Here is a 17,056-nt window from a genome sequence, read left to right on the forward strand (position 1 = left end):
ATCGCCTTGAAGTAGGCGCTTTACACAAATGTAAGCGCTACTTACTTGCCGGCCGCCTTGCGGATTGCCTGCAGAGTGCGCAGACGCGCCTCGGCTTCGGCCAGCTGGGCTGAGATACGCGCATAATCAACTTCAGAAGGCGCTTTGTGCAGGGCGTGTTCCGCTTCTTCGCGGGCCTTCTGCGCGGCTTCCTCATCAATTTCACGCTCGGCTACATCCGCGAGGATGGTAACCATGTTCGGCTGCACTTCGGCGTAGCCACCGCTGACGAACAGTACTTCCTCTTCACCACCGGGCTTGATGATGCGTACCGGACCGGGCTTCAGGGCGGTAAGCAGTTGCGCATGGCCGTAGGAGAGACCCAGCTCACCTTCGATACCACTCACAATCACCATCTGCACCAGTCCGGAGAAGAGAGACTGCTCGGCGCTGACAATGTCACAATGTACTGTCATGGCCATAGTATATGCCTCTCTGGCTTAGCCTTTGGTCTTGTTGGCTTTTTCCACGGCTTCGTCGATGGTTCCCACCATGTAGAAGGCCTGTTCAGGCATGTGGTCATACTCACCGTTCAGGATGCCCTGGAAGCCACGGATGGTTTCTTTCAGGGAAACATATTTACCTGGTGCACCAGTGAAGATTTCCGCAACGTGGAAAGGCTGAGACAGAAAACGCTCGATCTTACGGGCGCGGGCTACGATCTGCTTGTCTTCTTCAGACAGTTCGTCCATACCCAGGATCGCGATGATGTCCTTCAGCTCTTTGTAGCGCTGCAATACAGACTGTACGCCACGAGCCACTTCGTAGTGCTCCTGACCGATTACCTGCGGGTCCAGCTGACGAGAGGTGGAATCCAGCGGGTCAACAGCCGGGTATATACCTTTGGCGGCGATGTCACGGCTCAGTACTACAGTAGAGTCCAAGTGCGCGAAGGTGGTCGCCGGAGACGGGTCAGTTAAGTCATCCGCCGGTACGTATACCGCCTGGATAGAGGTGATAGAGCCAGTCTTGGTGGAGGTAATACGCTCCTGCAGAACCCCCATCTCTTCCGCCAGGGTCGGCTGGTAACCTACCGCAGAAGGCATACGGCCCAGCAGTGCGGATACTTCGGTACCGGCCAGGGTGTAACGGTAGATGTTGTCGACGAACAACAGTACGTCTTTGCCTTCATCACGGAATTTTTCCGCCATGGTCAGGCCGGTCAGGGCTACGCGCAGACGGTTGCCGGGCGGCTCATTCATCTGGCCGTAAACCATCGCCACTTTGGAGTTGGCTTTGTTTTCCAGGTCAACAACGCCGGATTCAGCCATCTCGTAGTAGAAGTCGTTACCTTCACGGGTACGCTCACCAACACCTGCAAACACGGACAGACCGGAGTGCTCGGTAGCGATGTTGTTGATCAGTTCCATCATGTTTACGGTTTTACCTACACCGGCACCACCGAACAGACCAACCTTACCACCCTTGGCGAACGGGCAAACCAGATCGATTACCTTAATGCCGGTCTCCAGCAGTTCGGTAGAGCTGGACTGCTCTTCGTAGGTCGGTGCAGCGCGGTGGATAGAGGAGCGCTCTTTCTCACCGATAGGGCCACACTCGTCAATCGGGTTGCCGAGCACGTCCATGATGCGACCGAGGGTTTCCAGGCCTACCGGTACAGAAACCGGAGCGCCGGTATTGCGCACGGGCAGACCGCGGCTGATACCTTCGGATGAACCCATGGCAATAGCGCGTACCACGCCGTCACCCAACTGCTGCTGCACTTCCATGGTGAGGTTCTTGTCCTCAACCACCAGTGCGTCGTATACATTCGGAACAGAATCGCGTGGGAATTCCACGTCGATGACCGCTCCGATCACTTGCACAATTTGCCCGTTACTCATTTCCGGATCCTCAGCTTTAAATTCTTTCTAGGCTGACCATTACTGCTAGGGGCAGCGGATTAAACCGCCGCCGCACCGCCGACAATTTCGGACAGTTCCTGGGTAATGGCCGCCTGGCGCGCCTTGTTGTAGACAAGCTGCAACTGATCGATCAGCTCACCGGCGTTATCGGTGGCGCTCTTCATCGCGATCATACGCGCTGCCTGCTCACAGGCTTTGTTTTCAACTACTGCCTGGTATACCTGAGACTCGATATAGCGAGCCAGCAATCCATCCAGCAATTCAACCGGATCCGGCTCGTAGAGGTAGTCCCACTCGTGCATGAGTTTTTCATCTTCGTCTTTCGGCAGCGGCAGCAATTGCTCAACCCGCGGCTTCTGTGACATGGTGTTGATAAACTCGTTGGATACCAGGAACAGGCGATCAATATCGCCTTCTGCGTAACGATCCAGCATTACCTTAACTGAGCCAATCAGCTTGTTGGCCTGGGGCGCATCGCCCAGGTCGCGAACTGCTGCGACAACCTTGCTGCCGATGGCGTTAAAGAAACTGGCCGCCTTGTTACCTACTGCGCAGACTTCTACGTCAACGCCTTTTTCGGACCATGCCTGCATCTCGCGAATGGCCGCTTTGAACATGTTGATGTTCAGGCCACCACAGAGACCGCGGTCAGTGGATACCAGGATAAAACCGACCCGCTTGGCCTCGCGCTCCTGCAGGTAAATATGCTGGTACTCGGCCGAAGCGTTGGCGACGTGGCCGATCACTGCGCGTATGCGCTGGGCGTAGGGACGCCCCAGTGCCATGCGATCCTGAGCCCTGCGCATCTTACTGGCTGCAACCATTTCCATTGCGGCAGTAATCTTCTGCGTGCTCTTGATGCTGGCAATTTTTGTGCGTACTTCTTTTCCGCCTGCCATAGTGATTTACCTTGTTCGCTGGAAGTTAGATTCCGAAAGAGCGGACACGCCGCTCTTTCGCGCTCTCCAGGGAGTTCTTACCAGCTGCTAGTAGCGACGAACTTCTCGATAGCGGCTTTGAAAGCTGCGTCGATTTCGTCGTTGTAATTACCAGTCGCGTTCACTTTCTCCATCAGCTCTGCGTGTTCGCTGTTCATATAAGCGAGCAGGGCGGCTTCGAAATCGAGAACCTTGGCAACTTCTACTTCTTTCAGGTAACCCTTGTCGGCGGCGTAAACGGAAACAGCCATGTCCGCGATAGACAGCGGAGAGTACTGTTTCTGCTTCATCAGCTCGGTTACACGCTCACCGTGATCCAGCTGGGCCTTGGTAGCTTCGTCCAGATCAGAGGCAAACTGGGAGAATGCGGCCAGTTCGCGGTACTGAGCCAGAGCGGTACGGATACCACCGGACAATTTCTTGATCACCTTGGTCTGCGCTGCACCACCTACACGGGATACGGAGATACCCGGGTTGATCGCAGGGCGGATACCGGAGTTGAACAGATCGGTCTCGAGGAAGATCTGGCCGTCGGTAATGGAAATCACGTTGGTCGGTACGAACGCGGATACGTCACCGGCCTGGGTTTCGATGATCGGCAGGGCGGTCAGAGAGCCGGTCTTGCCTTTCACTTCACCATTGGTGAACTTTTCTACGTAGTCGGCATTTACACGCGCGGCGCGCTCCAGCAGACGGGAGTGTAAGTAGAAAACGTCACCGGGGTAGGCTTCACGTCCAGGCGGACGCTTCAGCAGCAGGGAGATCTGACGGTAGGCCCAAGCCTGCTTGGTCAGGTCATCGTATACGATCAGGGCATCTTCACCGCGGTCGCGGAAGTACTCACCCATGGTACAGCCGACGTAAGGAGCCAGGAACTGCATCGCTGCCGGATCGGCTGCGCCAGCGGCCACTACGATGGTGTGGTCCATAGCGCCGTGCTCTTCGAGCTTGCGCACTACGTTGGCAATAGAGGACTGCTTCTGGCCCACGGCAACGTAGATACACTTAACGCCGGTGCCTTTCTGGTTGATGATGGCGTCGATCGCCACAGCAGTCTTACCGATCTGACGGTCACCGATGATCAGCTCACGCTGACCACGGCCAATCGGGATCATGGTATCAACCGCTTTCAAGCCGGTTTGTACAGGCTGGTCAACGGACTGACGGGCGATAACGCCAGGCGCTACCTTTTCTACCGCGTCGGTCAGCTTGTTGTTCAGTGGACCCTTGCCGTCGATCGGGTTACCCAGCGCGTCTACAACGCGGCCGAGCAGTTCCGGACCAACCGGGGTTTCCAGGATACGGCCGGTACAACGACACTTCTGACCTTCGGCCAGAGATTTGTAGTCGCCCAGGATTACAGCACCAACGGAGTCGCGCTCCAGGTTCAGCGCCATACCGTAAACGCCGCCTTCGAACTCGATCATCTCACCGTACATCACGTCGGCCAGGCCGTGGATGCGGATGATGCCGTCGGATACGGAAACAATGGTGCCCTCATTTTGGGCTTCAGTGCTCACATCGAGATTTTCGATGCGGCTCTTGATGATTTCACTGATCTCAGAGGGATTCAGTTGCTGCATGCTCTGTTCCTCAAGTCCCCCGCCGGCTGACGCCGACGGGGAGAGTAATTTAGGAGTTCATCGCCTCGGCGAGCTTGGCCAGACGGCCGCGTACGGAACCGTCGATGACTGTATCACCGGCGCGGATGATCGCGCCGCCCAGCAGGCTCTCGTCCACCGAGCTGTGCAGATGTATTTCGCGTTCAAACTTCGCCCTGAGCTTTTGGCCCAGTGCTTGCGCCTGTGCATCGCTCAGGGCGTGCGCGGAAACAACTTCCACCTCGAGGGTGGCTTCCGCCTGCGCTTTCAGCTCTTCGAACAGCTCGGAAATTTCCGGCAGCAGCTGCAGGCGGTGGTTTTCCGCCAGCAACCGGATGAAATTTTTTCCGTGCTCGCCGAGCTCGTCTGAACAGATCGACAGGAATTTATCTGCGCGCTCTTCACTGGTGAGCTGTGGATTATCCAGCAGCTCACGCACTTTTTCGTTCTGGCTGACCGCCGCCGCAGTTTCCAGCGCAGCGCTCCAACCACCTAAGTGGGAGGCTTGCTGCGCATAGGCAAATGCAGCTTTAGCGTAGGGCCGGGCCAGTGTGCTGAGTTCCGCCATGGGGTTCCTCGCTTACAGCTCGGCTGCCAGTTTGTCGATCAGGTCGTCGTGCGCCTTAGCGTCGATATTGACCGCGAGAATCTTCTCCGCACCCAGGACAGACAGGTCTGCCACACGGCTGCGCAGTTGCTCTTTAGCGCGATTCACTTCCTGGTCGATCTCAGCTTTAGCCGCAGCTTTCAGGCGATCGCCCTCGGCATGCGCAGCCTGCTTTGCTTCATCGATAATCTGATTAGCGCGCTTGTTGGCGCCATCGATAATCTCGCTCGCCTGATCTTTGGCTTCTTTCAGCTGCTCGGCAGCTTTGCGCTTGGCCAGTTCCAGATCTTTCTGCGCGTGCTCGGCGTCAGCGAGACCATCTGCGATCTTCTGCTCACGCTCTTTCATCACGCCCAAAAGCGGCGGCCAAACAAACTTCCAGCAAAACCAGACGAAAAACAGGAAAGTAATCGACTGGCCGATTAGAGTCAGGTTGATATTCACACCGACACCTCTTGCTCTTTAAATAGGGTTAAGGGCAATTGGAACGGCGTAATTAAACCAGACCAGGAGCTACGGCGAAGATCAGGTACATAGCGATACCAACACCGATCATCGGAACCGCGTCAAGCAGACCAGCCATCAGGAACATTTTGCCCTGCAGAGCCGGAGCCTGTTCAGGCTGACGAGCGGAACCTTCCAGCAGCTTGCCACCCAGAGTACCGAAACCGATAGCGGTGCCCAGGGCGCCCAGACCGATCAGCAGTGCACTTGCGATGTAAACCAGACCTAATGCTTCCATTGTGTTCTCCAAATCAAAGTTAAAGAGTTGTTGTAAAGGTCGAAAAAAGGGTTAAAAACTTATTGATCGTGCTCGTGCTCATCGTCGCGATGGTGTGCCATCGCCATGTACACGGTGCTCAATACCATAAATACGAACGCCTGCAGCACGATTACCAGTACGTGGAAGATCGCCCAGCCCATGTGCAGGAGACCCGCACCAATAAAGCCGAGAACGCCAACGCCAAAGACAATCGCGATCAGGATAAAGATCATTTCACCGGCGTAGAGGTTTCCGAACAGACGCAGGCCCAGGGAGATCGGCTTGGCGATCAGGGATACTGCCTCCAGCAGGAAGTTGACCGGGATCAGCAGGATGTCAAAGAACAGCTTGCCGGTATGGAAAGGGTGCAGAGTCAGCTCTTTCAGGAAACCGATGGCACCTTTTTCGCGAATACTGAAGAAAATCATCAGCGCAAACACCGCCAGGGCCATACCCAGAGTGGCGTTCGGGTCGGTAGTCGGAACCACTTTAAAGAAGAGGTGATCGTTACCGGAAATCTTGGCGGCAGCCATCGGTAGCCAGTCCACCGGCACCAGGTCCATCAGGTTCATCAGGAACACCCACACAAAAATGGTCAACGCCATCGGGGCAACCATGGTGTTGCGGTGGGGGAAGGTTTCCTTAACCAGCTTGTCGATAAACTCGGTGACCAGCTCCACAAAACTCTGGAAACCGGTGGGCTTATCCACACTGGCCTTTTTGGCAGCGCGGGCAAACAGGAAACAGAAAATCAGACCGAGGCCGATAGACCAACCCAGGGTATCCACATGTAGGGCCCAAAAGCCCATATCCGCGGCTTCCTGAGAGGAATGCGCCATAGTCCAGGTGGACTCACTAAGCACAGAACCATCGGCGCGGGTGTACCCGGCCGGCAGCTTGCCGTAAGTCATATTTTGCAGGTGGTGTTGGATATACCCCGTCGCAGTTAGAGCTTCGCCCGCCATAGTTCCTCAACAATCGTAAAAGTAAGAATTCTTTTTTTCTTATCCACCGGCTAGCGGACCATGCGCGCCACCATAATCCACTGCACGATCACACAGAGGACGTAGCTGATAAAAAGCGCTGCCGCATTCAGCGGCTTGACGGTGGCAAAAACTGCCGCAAAACCCGCCATGGTCAATATAAATTTGCCGGTTTCCGCGCGGTAGAAATTGCCTACCACGCGATGGGCCGCGCGCGCACCGCTATCGCGAAAGGCGCGCCTGCCGAAATATGCTCCGGGCAGTGCACATAGGGCACCGCCGATAAATACGGAGAGCGCCGTCACCGGTTTGCCACTCAAGTGCAGTACCGCACTGGCCACCGATATCAGCAGAAGCTGTACCGCGGCAATTCGTAATACCGGGGGTTTTCTCATAGACGGGATAAGCCGACTTCTGTGCGCTGTCCGCCCAAAATTTGGGCGTGCGAATTATGCTGCAACAGCATCGCCGATTCAACCGGCAAATGTCGCCAACTTATTTGATTTTCGGGAGGTTTTGCGCGGAATTACTCGGCGCAGTGAGTAATTGCCAACAGTTATTGCGCGCGCCACTAGGACGCGCATTTCGCCACGGCTTTAATCCTCGGCGTAACCGAGGTGGGCAAGGATTCCGTCCAGCTCTTCCAGAGTGGTAAATTTCAGCACCAGGCGACCATTGCCCTTTTCGTTGTGATCGATAGAGACCGGCACTCCGACCTTTTCCGCCAGGCGCTCGGTAAGGCGGCGGATATTGGGGTCGGGCTTGGGCTTTTCCTGCTTCGGCGTGGCCGGCTGTTGCAGGCGACGCACCAGCGCTTCCGTCTGGCGCACGGTGAGGCTGCGCTCGACAACCTGACGTGCGGCGGAACGCTGGGTGGCACCGGAGAGACCGAGCAGCGCCTTGGCATGGCCCAGCTCCAGGTCACCGCGCTCAAGGAAAGTGCGCACCTCTTCACTGAGGCTCAATAAGCGCAGTAAGTTGGTCACGGCAGTTCGAGATTTACCCACCGCATCGGCCACTTCCTGCTGAGTCAGCTTGAATTCATCCTGCAGCCGCTTAAGGGCCACAGCCTCTTCGACCGGATTCAGATCTTCACGCTGGATATTCTCGATCAATGCCATGGCGATGGCGGCTTCATCGGAAACGCTGCGCACCAGCGCTGGCACTTTCTCCAATCCCGCCAGTTGGGCGGCACGCCAACGCCGCTCACCGGCAATAATCTCGTAGCTTTGCTCGCCGATACCACGTACGACGATCGGCTGCATAATACCCTGGGCGCGAATAGAGTCCGCCAGTTCCTGCAGGGACTCCTGTGGAAAATCCCGGCGCGGCTGGTAGCGACCCCGTTGCAAAAACTCGATCGGCAATTCTTTCAACTCACCGTCGACCACGGCAGTTTCGGTTTCGGCCTCACCGGTAGCCTCGGCGATCACGGTGCTGTTTTTATTGCTGATCAGGTGGGATAAGCCCCGGCCCAGTCCTTTGCGTTTGGCGGCCATAGTTATTACCCCTTATACCGCTTCCGCCATGGGGCGGTTTTTCTTTTTGGTAGATTGATTGGCGGGATGGCGGCGATTGATTTCACAAGCCAATGCCAGGTAGGCGATAGCGCCCTTGGAGTGGCGATCGTAATCCAACGCCGGTTTACCAAAACTGGGCGCTTCCGCCAAGCGCACATTGCGCGGAATACAAGTTCGATACAGGCTATCGCCAAAATACTCCTGCAACTGCGCCGATACTTCGCTGGTAAGACTGTTGCGCGGATCGTACATGGTACGCAAGATGCCTTCGATTTTCAGGTCCGGATTAGCAGTCTGCTGGATCTGGGTGATCGTATCCACCAAGGCTGACAGTCCCTCCAGGGCATAATATTCGCACTGCATGGGAATCAATACGCCGTGAGCTGCACAGAGGGCGTTTACCGTCAGCATATTTAGCGACGGCGGGCAGTCGATAATCACGTAATCGTAACGATTGCTCACCGTTGCCAGAGCGCGGCTCAGACGAGATTCGCGCCCCTCCAGATTCAGCAACTCCACCTCTGCCGCAGACAAGTCACCGTTGCCAGGGATCAAATCAAAACCGCTCTCTGTGGATACAATGGCCTGCTCAACGGGTAACTCAGCGGCCAGCACATCGTAACCGGACATCTCCAGGTCACTTTTATCCACACCACTGCCCATGGTGGCATTGCCCTGGGGGTCCAGGTCGATCAGCAATACGCGCCGCTTGTTGGCAACCAAAGATGCGGCCAGGTTGACGCAGGTAGTGGTCTTGCCAACCCCGCCTTTCTGGTTGGCCACAGCAAATATCTTGCTCAAGATTCTTGTCCTTTGTTGTTTCCGGGTGCGTTTGCCCCGACGCCGGCTCGGCTTCGGGCGGCGGCTGTTGTGCCCCACGACAGGGGAGTAGGATTGAGCGGGCGACAGGCCCACCAAACTATCATCTTATTCTGTGCGACAGAGCTGAATCATATGTCGCTCACCGTCGCAGCCAGGCACCGACAACCGGTGCACCTGCTCGACCTTAATGCCTTTTGGCAGAGCGCTCAACTCATCCTCAGGCAGCTTGCCCTTCATGGCATAAAAACGACCCCTGGGTGCCAACATATGCTCACTGCCATTGACCATATCTTCGATGGAGGCAAAGGCGCGGGACACCACACCGGCAAAAGGCTGTTCTGGCACAAAGGCTTCTACCCGCTCATTGACTACCGTGATATTGGGCAGGGGCAGGGTGCTGGCCACTTGGAATAGGAAGCGGGTCTTCTTGCCATTGCTGTCGAGCAGGGTGATGGCGCGCTCCGGATGCACAATTGCCAGAGGAATCCCTGGTAGGCCGCCACCGCTACCCACATCGATCAAAGAGCCTTCGCCACAGAGATTTACCACACTGAGGCTGTCGATAATATGGCGCTCCAGCATCTGCTCCGGGTCGCGTATGGCGGACAGGTTGTAAGCACTGTTCCAGCGGGCAAAAAGCGCCAGGTATTCCAGTAGCTGATCCTGCTGCCGGTCACTGAGTACCACCGACATCTGTGCCGCCGCCTCTAACAGGCGCGGACGAAACTGTTCCATTGAGTGAGAAATGGGTCTATCCCCCAGTAGTCCCGCGAAATTCAAACCCCGCAGGGCCTCGCGGGATACCCTGTGGAAAACCGATTTATACCGCTTTTTTGCGCTTGAGCAGCCCGCGCTTTTTCAACTGGATCAACAGCAGGGATATGGATGCGGGCGTCACGCCCGGTATTCGCGAGGCCCGCGCCAGGGTATCCGGGCGGGTCTCTCCCAGCTTTTGCTTGACCTCATTGGACAGACCAGAAATATCGCTATAGTCGAAGTCCGCCGGGATCGGGGTATCTTCGTAGGCCTGCAAGCGCTCAATTTCCTCGCGCTGGCGATCGATATAGCCGGCGTACTTGGCCGAAATTTCCACCTGTTCGGCAACCTGCTCGTCGGTTACCGCTTCCCCTTTGAGGCCCGCCACATCCTGATAGCCCAGTTCCGGACGGCGCAGCAGGTCCATCAGGCTGTATTCCCGCGCCAATGGCTGCGGCAATTTGGTTTCTACAGAGGCGGCCTGGGGCGTCTTTGGGTGCACCCAGGTCTCTTGCAGTCGCTGGGTTTCCCGGGCGATCGCCTCGCGCTTTTCACTGAACGCTGCCCAGCGGGTATCGTCGACAAGGCCCAATTCGCGACCTTTTTCGGTCAGGCGCAGGTCAGCATTGTCCTCACGGAGCAGCAAGCGATATTCCGCACGGCTGGTAAACATGCGGTAGGGCTCTTTGGTGCCACTGGTGATCAAATCATCCACAAGCACGCCCAGGTAGGCTTCATCCCGACGCGGGGACCAGGCTTCGCGCTCTTGGGCCTGCAGGGCGGCGTTGGCGCCAGCCAGGAGCCCCTGGGCGGCCGCTTCTTCGTAGCCGGTGGTGCCATTGATCTGGCCAGCAAAATAGAGCCCCTGGATAAATTTGGTTTGCAGGGACGGCAAAAGATCGCGCGGATCGAAGAAATCGTACTCAATCGCATAGCCCGGGCGGGTGATATGCGCCTTTTCAAAGCCCTTGATGGAGTGCACCAGCTCAATCTGCACATCGAAAGGCAGACTGGTGGAAATACCATTGGGGTATAGCTCGTTGGTAGTCAGCCCCTCCGGCTCGATAAACACCTGGTGGCTGTCTTTGTCCGCAAAGCGGTGCACCTTGTCCTCAATGGAGGGGCAATAGCGCGGGCCAATCCCCTCAATCACACCGGAATACATGGGCGAGCGGTCGAGCCCCCCTTGGATAATTTCATGAGTACGGGTATTTGTGTGGGTAATCCAGCAGCAGACCTGGCGTGGGTGCTGATCGCGGCTGCCCAAGTAAGACATTACCGGTGTGGGACTGTCTCCCCACTGCTCCTCCAACTCACTGAAATCTACTGAGCGGGCATCAATACGAGGAGGGGTGCCGGTTTTGAGGCGCTCGACACGGAAAGGCAGTTCGCGCAGACGATCCGCCAAGGCAATCGAGGGTGGGTCTCCGGCGCGGCCGCCGGCGTGGTTATCCAAGCCGATGTGGATACGCCCACCGAGGAAAGTCCCGGCGGTCAGTACCACTGTCTTGGCGCGAAAGCGTACTCCTGCGTTGGTGACAACGCCCACAACGCGTTCGCCTTCGACAATCAGGTCATCTGCCGCTTGTTGGAAGATCTCCAGGTTTTCCTGTGCTTCCAGGATCGAACGGATCGCGGCACGATATAGGGCTCTATCGGCCTGGGCACGAGTTGCCCTTACTGCGGGGCCTTTGCGGGCATTGAGGACCCGGAACTGAATTCCGCCCAGGTCTGTTGCCGTTGCCATAGCGCCACCGAGGGCATCGACCTCCTTCACGAGATGACTCTTGCCAATACCGCCAATGGCCGGGTTGCAGGACATTTGCCCAAGGGTCTCGATATTGTGGGTCAGTAGCAGAGTGGAAGCTCCCATACGTGCCGCTGCCAGGGAGGCTTCGGTACCTGCATGGCCTCCGCCGATCACGATCACATCATAGGTCTTAGGGAATTCCATAGTGGCTGCTACTGGTTACAACTTGGGGCGCACATTTTATAGTCAGTAAGTGTCCTCAGCAATTGGCTTTATTCAAGCTGTTTAGGAAAGCTCTGCCTTTGTCTTTCTCTCTCCTTCCTGAATATCAACTTCTGATCGGATGAATTTCAAAACTCTGTCTTGCTTTCTTAAACACTCTTACTAATGAATATATGTATATCTTAAAGAGTATTTTTTTATATTTATTGTTTTTATTAGACCTACGGCAACTCGGTATAAGCACAAAAAAACCTTTAAAAACAATAAGTTATAAAGATGAAAACCCTGCCGACAAACCCTTGGTGGACACAGGGGTAACCGGGGTATGAGGCTGTGAAAACTTGGGACAACTTTGCCCTATCTACTCTTATTAGGAAGTTATCATCATACGATTATTCTATTTTGCAGGTGCTTATCCCCTCTTTTGCCCACAGTCAGCTTTTTTTGACTAGTGTCTGTGGTGCTTTACCCAGACTTTCTGGGGGATACCTGTGAGTAGTCGAACGCTATGTATAAATCTGTGCATATACCCATTGAATGGGTGTGGGTTAATGGTGAGATAACTGCCAATAAGATTATCCACGGGTAATCCCCGTGGACATGTATAACTTCTTTCCCTTAAGAGCCATTTAAATAGCTATCTCAAGCTTATTTCTCACCTATTTCGTGGAAAATATGCGGGAAAGCTGGGGATTAAATAGAACTTTTTTAACAACCTAGGATAGATCTGGGCTCTTCCTGTGAGCAAGAGGTGTGGAACTTGTGCCAGAAGGAGAATAAGAAGAAGGAGAGTGGGGAGGTACTTTAGGGAAGAGAAGAGGACGCTATTAGCTAGCGCCCCCAATTGGATAAGTGCGTGGAACTCCTCACCTTCTTATTTTCCGATACAAAAGCTGCCGAAAATTTTCCCGAGCAGCTCGTCCGCACTCATTGCACCGGTGATTTCCCCCAACGCCTGCTGGGCCTGACGCAAGTCTTCCGCGAGTAATTCACCGGCACCATGGCTGTGGAGCTGCTGGGAACCTTGCTCAATAAAGGCGCGGGCGCGCTCAAGAGCCTCTAAATGGCGTCTACGCGCACTAAAAGTGCCTTCGGCAGCACCACTGAAGCCGATAGACTGTTTCAAATGCTCCTTCAGTGCTTCGAGGCCCGCACCGGTCTTGGCGCTGATGGCTATAACCGGCACTCCTTGAGTGTGAGCTTGGAGGCCGGCACTGTAATCGCTGAGATCAATTTTGTTCAGTACCAGTGTGAGCTTGTCTAAGTCCTGAAGCTGGTTGGTAAATTCCGGCCAGGCCTCTGCCGGGTCCAGTGAGTGAAGTTGCTCTGCATCCATTACCAGGAGCACGCGATCCGCCTGGTGAATCTCCTCCCAGGCGCGCTCGATGCCTATTTGCTCTACTTTATCTGGCGCATCCCGCAGGCCGGCGGTATCGGCGAACTGCAGGGGCATGCCGTCAATGTGGATATCTTCCCGCAAGATATCGCGGGTGGTGCCGGCGATATCGGTGACGATGGCAGTATTGCGACCCGCGAGGGCATTGAGCAGGCTCGACTTGCCGGCATTGGGGCGCCCGGCAATGGCCACCCGCATACCCTCGCGCATAATGGCGCCCTGGCGCGCCTGAGCTTCCACACCAGCCATTTGTGCCAGTAGGGCCTGGATATCTGCAGCCACCTTGCCATCGGCGAGAAAGTCGATCTCCTCTTCGGGAAAATCGATGGCGGCTTCCACATAGATACGCAGGTGGGTAAGGCTTTCCACAAGGTCTTCGATCTTGTCGGAAAAAGCGCCCTGTAGTGAACGCATGGCGTTGCGTGCCGCCTGGGCACTACCGGCATCAATCAGATCGGCGATCGCTTCGGCTTGGGTGAGATCCATTTTGTCGTTGAGGAAGGCGCGTTCAGAAAACTCCCCGGGACGTGCCTGGCGGGCTCCCAGTTCGATCGTTGCCTTCAGCAGTTGATCGAGAATGACCGGGCCACCGTGGCCCTGCAGTTCCACCACGTCTTCTCCGGTAAATGAGTTGGGGCCTGGGAAGAATAGGGCGAGTCCCTGGTCGATCAGTTGCTCACTGTGGAAAAAATTTCGGTAATGGGCATAGCGCGCTTTGAGCGGTTTATCCCCGCAGATTTGCTGGGCAATGGACAGGGCTTTGGGGCCAGATAGGCGGATTACACCGATACCACCGCGCCCTGGTGCGGTGGCGACGGCGGCGATGGTGTCGCGATTAAGGCTTTGTTGTGTCATCGGCTGAGTGTACTCGACATAACGGAAAAGGGCCGCAGTTGCGGCCCTTGTTGTTTGTGATCTGTGGATACTTGATCAGTATTTTCCGGCATCCACCTGCTTGTTGATATACCAGGTTTGACCGATGGTGATCAGGTTGTTGGCGATCCAGTACAGAACCAGGCCAGCCGGGAACCACAGGAAGAACACCGTCATCATCACCGGCATCAGCTGCATGATACGGGCCTGGGTCGGGTCGGTGGGGGCCGGGTTCAGCTTCTGCATAAACCACATGGACAGGCCCATCAGTACCGGCAGGATGAAATAAGGGTCCTTTGCCGACAGGTCGTGAATCCAGAAGATCCAGGGCGCGTGGCGCAGCTCAACGGTTTCGGTAAGCATCCAGTAGAGGGCGATAAACACCGGCATCTGCAGCAGGATCGGCAGGCAGCCCCCCATGGGATTGATCTTCTCGCGGCGGTAGAGTTTCATGGTCTCTTCCGCCAACTTCTGACGATTGTCCTTGTACTGCTCCTGCAGTTTTTTCATCTGTGGAGCAAACTTGCGCATGCGCGCCATAGACTTGGTGCCTGCGGCGGACAGTGGCAGCAGCAGTGTCTTGATAAAGACGGTGAGCAAGATAATCGCCCAGCCCCAGTTGCTGACAATATGCTCCTGGATAAAGTGCAGTACGCGGAACAGCGGCTTGGCAATCCACCACAGCCAGCCGTAATCCACGGTCAGGTCAAGATAGGGTGAGATCTCCTCCAGGCGGTAGACATCCTTGGGGCCGGCATAGAAGGAAGCGCTCAGCTCGCCCTGAGTCGCGGCGGGGATTTGTACCGGCTGGGCGGTGAAGCCCATACGGAATAGTCCGTTGGACAATTCGCGCAGCTCAAAAGTGTTGCGTTCATCCTGTGGGGGAATCCAGGCGCTAAGGAAATAGTGCTGCACCATGGCTACCCAGCCGCCTTCCACTGTGGTGCGGGTGGGTTTCTCGGCGATTTCCTCAAAATCCTGCTTGAAGTAATTTTCTTCGTTGGTGTGAAGAGCGGCACCGAGGAAGGGTGACATACCAAAACCAGTATCAGTGACCGGCTCACTGGCATCGCGCTTGATCTGGCCAAACATGGCGGCGGACCAGGGCTTGGCGCTGGTGTTATCCACCAGGTAGGCCACTTGAACGAGGTAGTCCCCACGCTTGAAGGTGTAGCGTTTGGTGATATTTGCACCTTCTTGCTGCAGGGTCAGATCCACAATCAGTTGATCCTGCCCTTCCACCATGGCGTAGTTGGTCTTTTCAACCTTAAACAGGGGGCGGCCAGCGGCGCTATCGGTGCCGTTGTTACCGATCAGACCACTCTGGGCGATATAGGTGTGATAGCGAGTCTGGTTTAACAGGATTAAGGGCTGGTCAGGCGTATCCAGCTTTTCCTGGAACTGTCGCAGGGCCACTTTTACGATATCACCGCCACGAGGATCAATGAGCAGATCAAAGACGTCGGTGGTGACATTGATGAGCGTGCGTTGGCCGCTATCGGTGCCTGTCTCTGCTGGCGCTTGGGACTCCAGTTGGGGTACATCGCCATTGCCGTTTTCGCTGGTCTGCGCCGGGATTTGGCTGCCGCTCTGTATATCGTCGTGAACTATGGTTTCGCGGTCGAGTTCAGGAGTGTGCTGCTCTTGAAATGCATTCCACTGGAAGATAAGTGCGAGGAGAACCGCGAGAATTCCACCTAGCAGCGTATAGCGTTGCCAATCCATCTTAATACCTAGAGCGTGTTCTTGTGTTTGGTGGGGGGAACCGGGTCCAGTCCACCAGGGTGCCAGGGGTGGCATTTTATAAGGCGGCGCGCAGTTAAATAACCCCCCTTTAAGGCTCCGTGAGTTTCAATCGCCTCTTCGGAGTATCGCGAGCAGGTTGGGTAAAAGCGGCACTGGTTACCTACCCATGGGCTGGCCAGATAGCGGTAGACGTGTATCAGCTTGATCAGTAGCCACTTCATGACTTCGATTGTGGCTGTTGCGCGCGCTTGGCCAGCTTGCGCCAGAGCTTGTTTAGTGTCTTCGCCAGTACGGCCTTATCCAGATCTGCAACCCCCGGGCGAGCCAATACTACAGCATCCAGCGGCGGCAACTGGTGTTGCTGCAAGCGGAAGGTTTCTCGGGTAATTCGCTTGATTCGATTGCGGTCGGAGGCGTTGCGCACGTGCTTCTTGGCAATTACCAAGCCGAGGCGCGGATGCTCAGAATCACTGGGGCATGCGAGGATCAGGAGGTGGGGATGCGCGGCGCGCACAACGTTTTCATTGAAAACCTTGCGATACTGCGCCGCATTAAGCAGGCGCAGAGTCTTGGCAAATCCAAAGCTGCTGCGCACCTGCTGCATAGGGAGAATCTCTAAAAAGAAGAGATATTATGCAGACAGTACTTTGCGGCCTTTAGCGCGGCGGCGGGCCAGGATTTTACGGCCGTTTTTGGTTGCCATACGAGCGCGGAAACCGTGAGTGCGTTTGCGCTTCAAGTTGCTGGGTTGAAATGTGCGTTTCATAGTCTTGCTACCTGAGACTTTGTGTTCAAGATTTCTCGGGACCATCCCCGGCCGCGGCCTGGGCTCCGGTCCGGCACAGAGCCGGGGCAGACGGAGCTACGCGCTGCGAAGGCCGCGGATTGTATAGAAAGGCAACAGTGAAAGCAACGCACAGACGGGAGATATTCGGCTTGTTTACCACTAAATCACTGATGCCAAATAACGGCTAATCGACAAGCCCTTGAGCTACCTGATGTATTTCGTGATGCCCACCGATTGACCCCAAGATATGCACAGACAGCTGTGGATAAAGTTCCAAAGGCGTAGGCTTCAATTGTCTAATTGTTACGCAAATACCTGATTGCATGGACATTTTTGCGCAATTTTTTCAACAGCGCCACGCTTTCTTGTGGATAACCCATCGATGGAA

At 55.6% G+C, this 17,056-nt stretch carries 18 protein-coding genes; all 18 read right to left on the minus strand.

From position 1 onward, the window contains the following. Nucleotides 1–41: 41 nt before the first annotated feature. Complete coding sequence (locus tag MJO52_RS21185; protein WP_020413901.1) at nt 42–461, minus strand: F0F1 ATP synthase subunit epsilon; 420 nt, start codon at nt 459–461, stop codon at nt 42–44. An 18-nt stretch (nt 462–479) separates the two neighbouring features. Further along, on the minus strand, nt 480–1,883 hold the full coding sequence (atpD, locus tag MJO52_RS21190) for a F0F1 ATP synthase subunit beta (RefSeq protein ID WP_252083948.1): 1,404 nt from the start codon (nt 1,881–1,883) through the stop codon (nt 480–482). Nucleotides 1,884–1,942: 59 nt separating this feature from the next. Continuing rightward, nucleotides 1,943–2,803 carry a F0F1 ATP synthase subunit gamma gene (gene atpG / locus MJO52_RS21195; protein WP_252083949.1) on the minus strand — a complete coding sequence of 287 codons (861 nt, stop codon included), beginning with the start codon at nt 2,801–2,803 and terminating at the stop codon, nt 1,943–1,945. 77 nt (nt 2,804–2,880) lie between these two features. After that, the gene (atpA, locus tag MJO52_RS21200; protein ID WP_152455988.1) at nt 2,881–4,425 is read right to left on the minus strand and encodes a F0F1 ATP synthase subunit alpha; all 1,545 of its coding nucleotides are present in this window, start codon (nt 4,423–4,425) and stop codon (nt 2,881–2,883) included. Between the two features lie 49 nt (nt 4,426–4,474). Next, on the minus strand, nt 4,475–5,011 hold the full coding sequence (locus MJO52_RS21205; protein WP_252083950.1) for a F0F1 ATP synthase subunit delta: 537 nt from the start codon (nt 5,009–5,011) through the stop codon (nt 4,475–4,477). A 12-nt stretch (nt 5,012–5,023) separates the two neighbouring features. Next, on the minus strand, nt 5,024–5,494 hold the full coding sequence (locus tag MJO52_RS21210) for a F0F1 ATP synthase subunit B (protein WP_252083951.1): 471 nt from the start codon (nt 5,492–5,494) through the stop codon (nt 5,024–5,026). Nucleotides 5,495–5,546: 52 nt separating this feature from the next. Beyond that, a complete protein-coding gene (atpE, locus tag MJO52_RS21215; protein WP_020413895.1) occupies nt 5,547–5,792 on the minus strand; it encodes a F0F1 ATP synthase subunit C in 246 nt (81 codons plus the stop codon). 59 nt (nt 5,793–5,851) lie between these two features. Further along, nucleotides 5,852–6,778 carry a F0F1 ATP synthase subunit A gene (gene atpB, locus MJO52_RS21220; protein ID WP_252083952.1) on the minus strand — a complete coding sequence of 309 codons (927 nt, stop codon included), beginning with the start codon at nt 6,776–6,778 and terminating at the stop codon, nt 5,852–5,854. 50 nt (nt 6,779–6,828) lie between these two features. Then, complete coding sequence (locus MJO52_RS21225; RefSeq protein WP_252083953.1) at nt 6,829–7,191, minus strand: ATP synthase subunit I; 363 nt, start codon at nt 7,189–7,191, stop codon at nt 6,829–6,831. A gap of 201 nt (nt 7,192–7,392) precedes the next feature. Beyond that, on the minus strand, nt 7,393–8,295 hold the full coding sequence (locus MJO52_RS21230; protein ID WP_252083954.1) for a ParB/RepB/Spo0J family partition protein: 903 nt from the start codon (nt 8,293–8,295) through the stop codon (nt 7,393–7,395). Nucleotides 8,296–8,307: 12 nt separating this feature from the next. Beyond that, entirely contained in the window at nt 8,308–9,117 is an 810-nt protein-coding gene (locus tag MJO52_RS21235; RefSeq protein ID WP_252083955.1) for a ParA family protein, read from the minus strand. A 126-nt stretch (nt 9,118–9,243) separates the two neighbouring features. Beyond that, nucleotides 9,244–9,873 (minus strand): 16S rRNA (guanine(527)-N(7))-methyltransferase RsmG, encoded by a 630-nt coding sequence (rsmG, locus tag MJO52_RS21240; RefSeq protein WP_252083956.1) that lies wholly within the window; start codon nt 9,871–9,873, stop codon nt 9,244–9,246. 85 nt (nt 9,874–9,958) lie between these two features. Further along, on the minus strand, nt 9,959–11,848 hold the full coding sequence (gene mnmG / locus MJO52_RS21245) for a tRNA uridine-5-carboxymethylaminomethyl(34) synthesis enzyme MnmG (protein ID WP_252083957.1): 1,890 nt from the start codon (nt 11,846–11,848) through the stop codon (nt 9,959–9,961). An 892-nt stretch (nt 11,849–12,740) separates the two neighbouring features. Beyond that, the gene (mnmE, locus tag MJO52_RS21250; protein ID WP_252083958.1) at nt 12,741–14,117 is read right to left on the minus strand and encodes a tRNA uridine-5-carboxymethylaminomethyl(34) synthesis GTPase MnmE; all 1,377 of its coding nucleotides are present in this window, start codon (nt 14,115–14,117) and stop codon (nt 12,741–12,743) included. A 75-nt stretch (nt 14,118–14,192) separates the two neighbouring features. Continuing rightward, nucleotides 14,193–15,860 (minus strand): membrane protein insertase YidC, encoded by a 1,668-nt coding sequence (gene yidC, locus MJO52_RS21255; RefSeq protein WP_252083959.1) that lies wholly within the window; start codon nt 15,858–15,860, stop codon nt 14,193–14,195. Between the two features lie 8 nt (nt 15,861–15,868). Beyond that, on the minus strand, nt 15,869–16,102 hold the full coding sequence (gene yidD / locus MJO52_RS21260; protein ID WP_083922742.1) for a membrane protein insertion efficiency factor YidD: 234 nt from the start codon (nt 16,100–16,102) through the stop codon (nt 15,869–15,871). Next, nucleotides 16,099–16,485 (minus strand): ribonuclease P protein component, encoded by a 387-nt coding sequence (gene rnpA / locus MJO52_RS21265; protein ID WP_252083960.1) that lies wholly within the window; start codon nt 16,483–16,485, stop codon nt 16,099–16,101. Before rnpA ends, yidD begins: the two co-directional genes overlap by 4 nt. A 27-nt stretch (nt 16,486–16,512) precedes the next feature. Then, nucleotides 16,513–16,647 carry a 50S ribosomal protein L34 gene (gene rpmH, locus MJO52_RS21270; RefSeq protein WP_020413885.1) on the minus strand — a complete coding sequence of 45 codons (135 nt, stop codon included), beginning with the start codon at nt 16,645–16,647 and terminating at the stop codon, nt 16,513–16,515. Nucleotides 16,648–17,056: the final 409 nt, after the last annotated feature.

This window comes from Microbulbifer variabilis (assembly GCF_023716485.1).
Lineage (GTDB): Bacteria > Pseudomonadota > Gammaproteobacteria > Pseudomonadales > Cellvibrionaceae > Microbulbifer > Microbulbifer variabilis_B.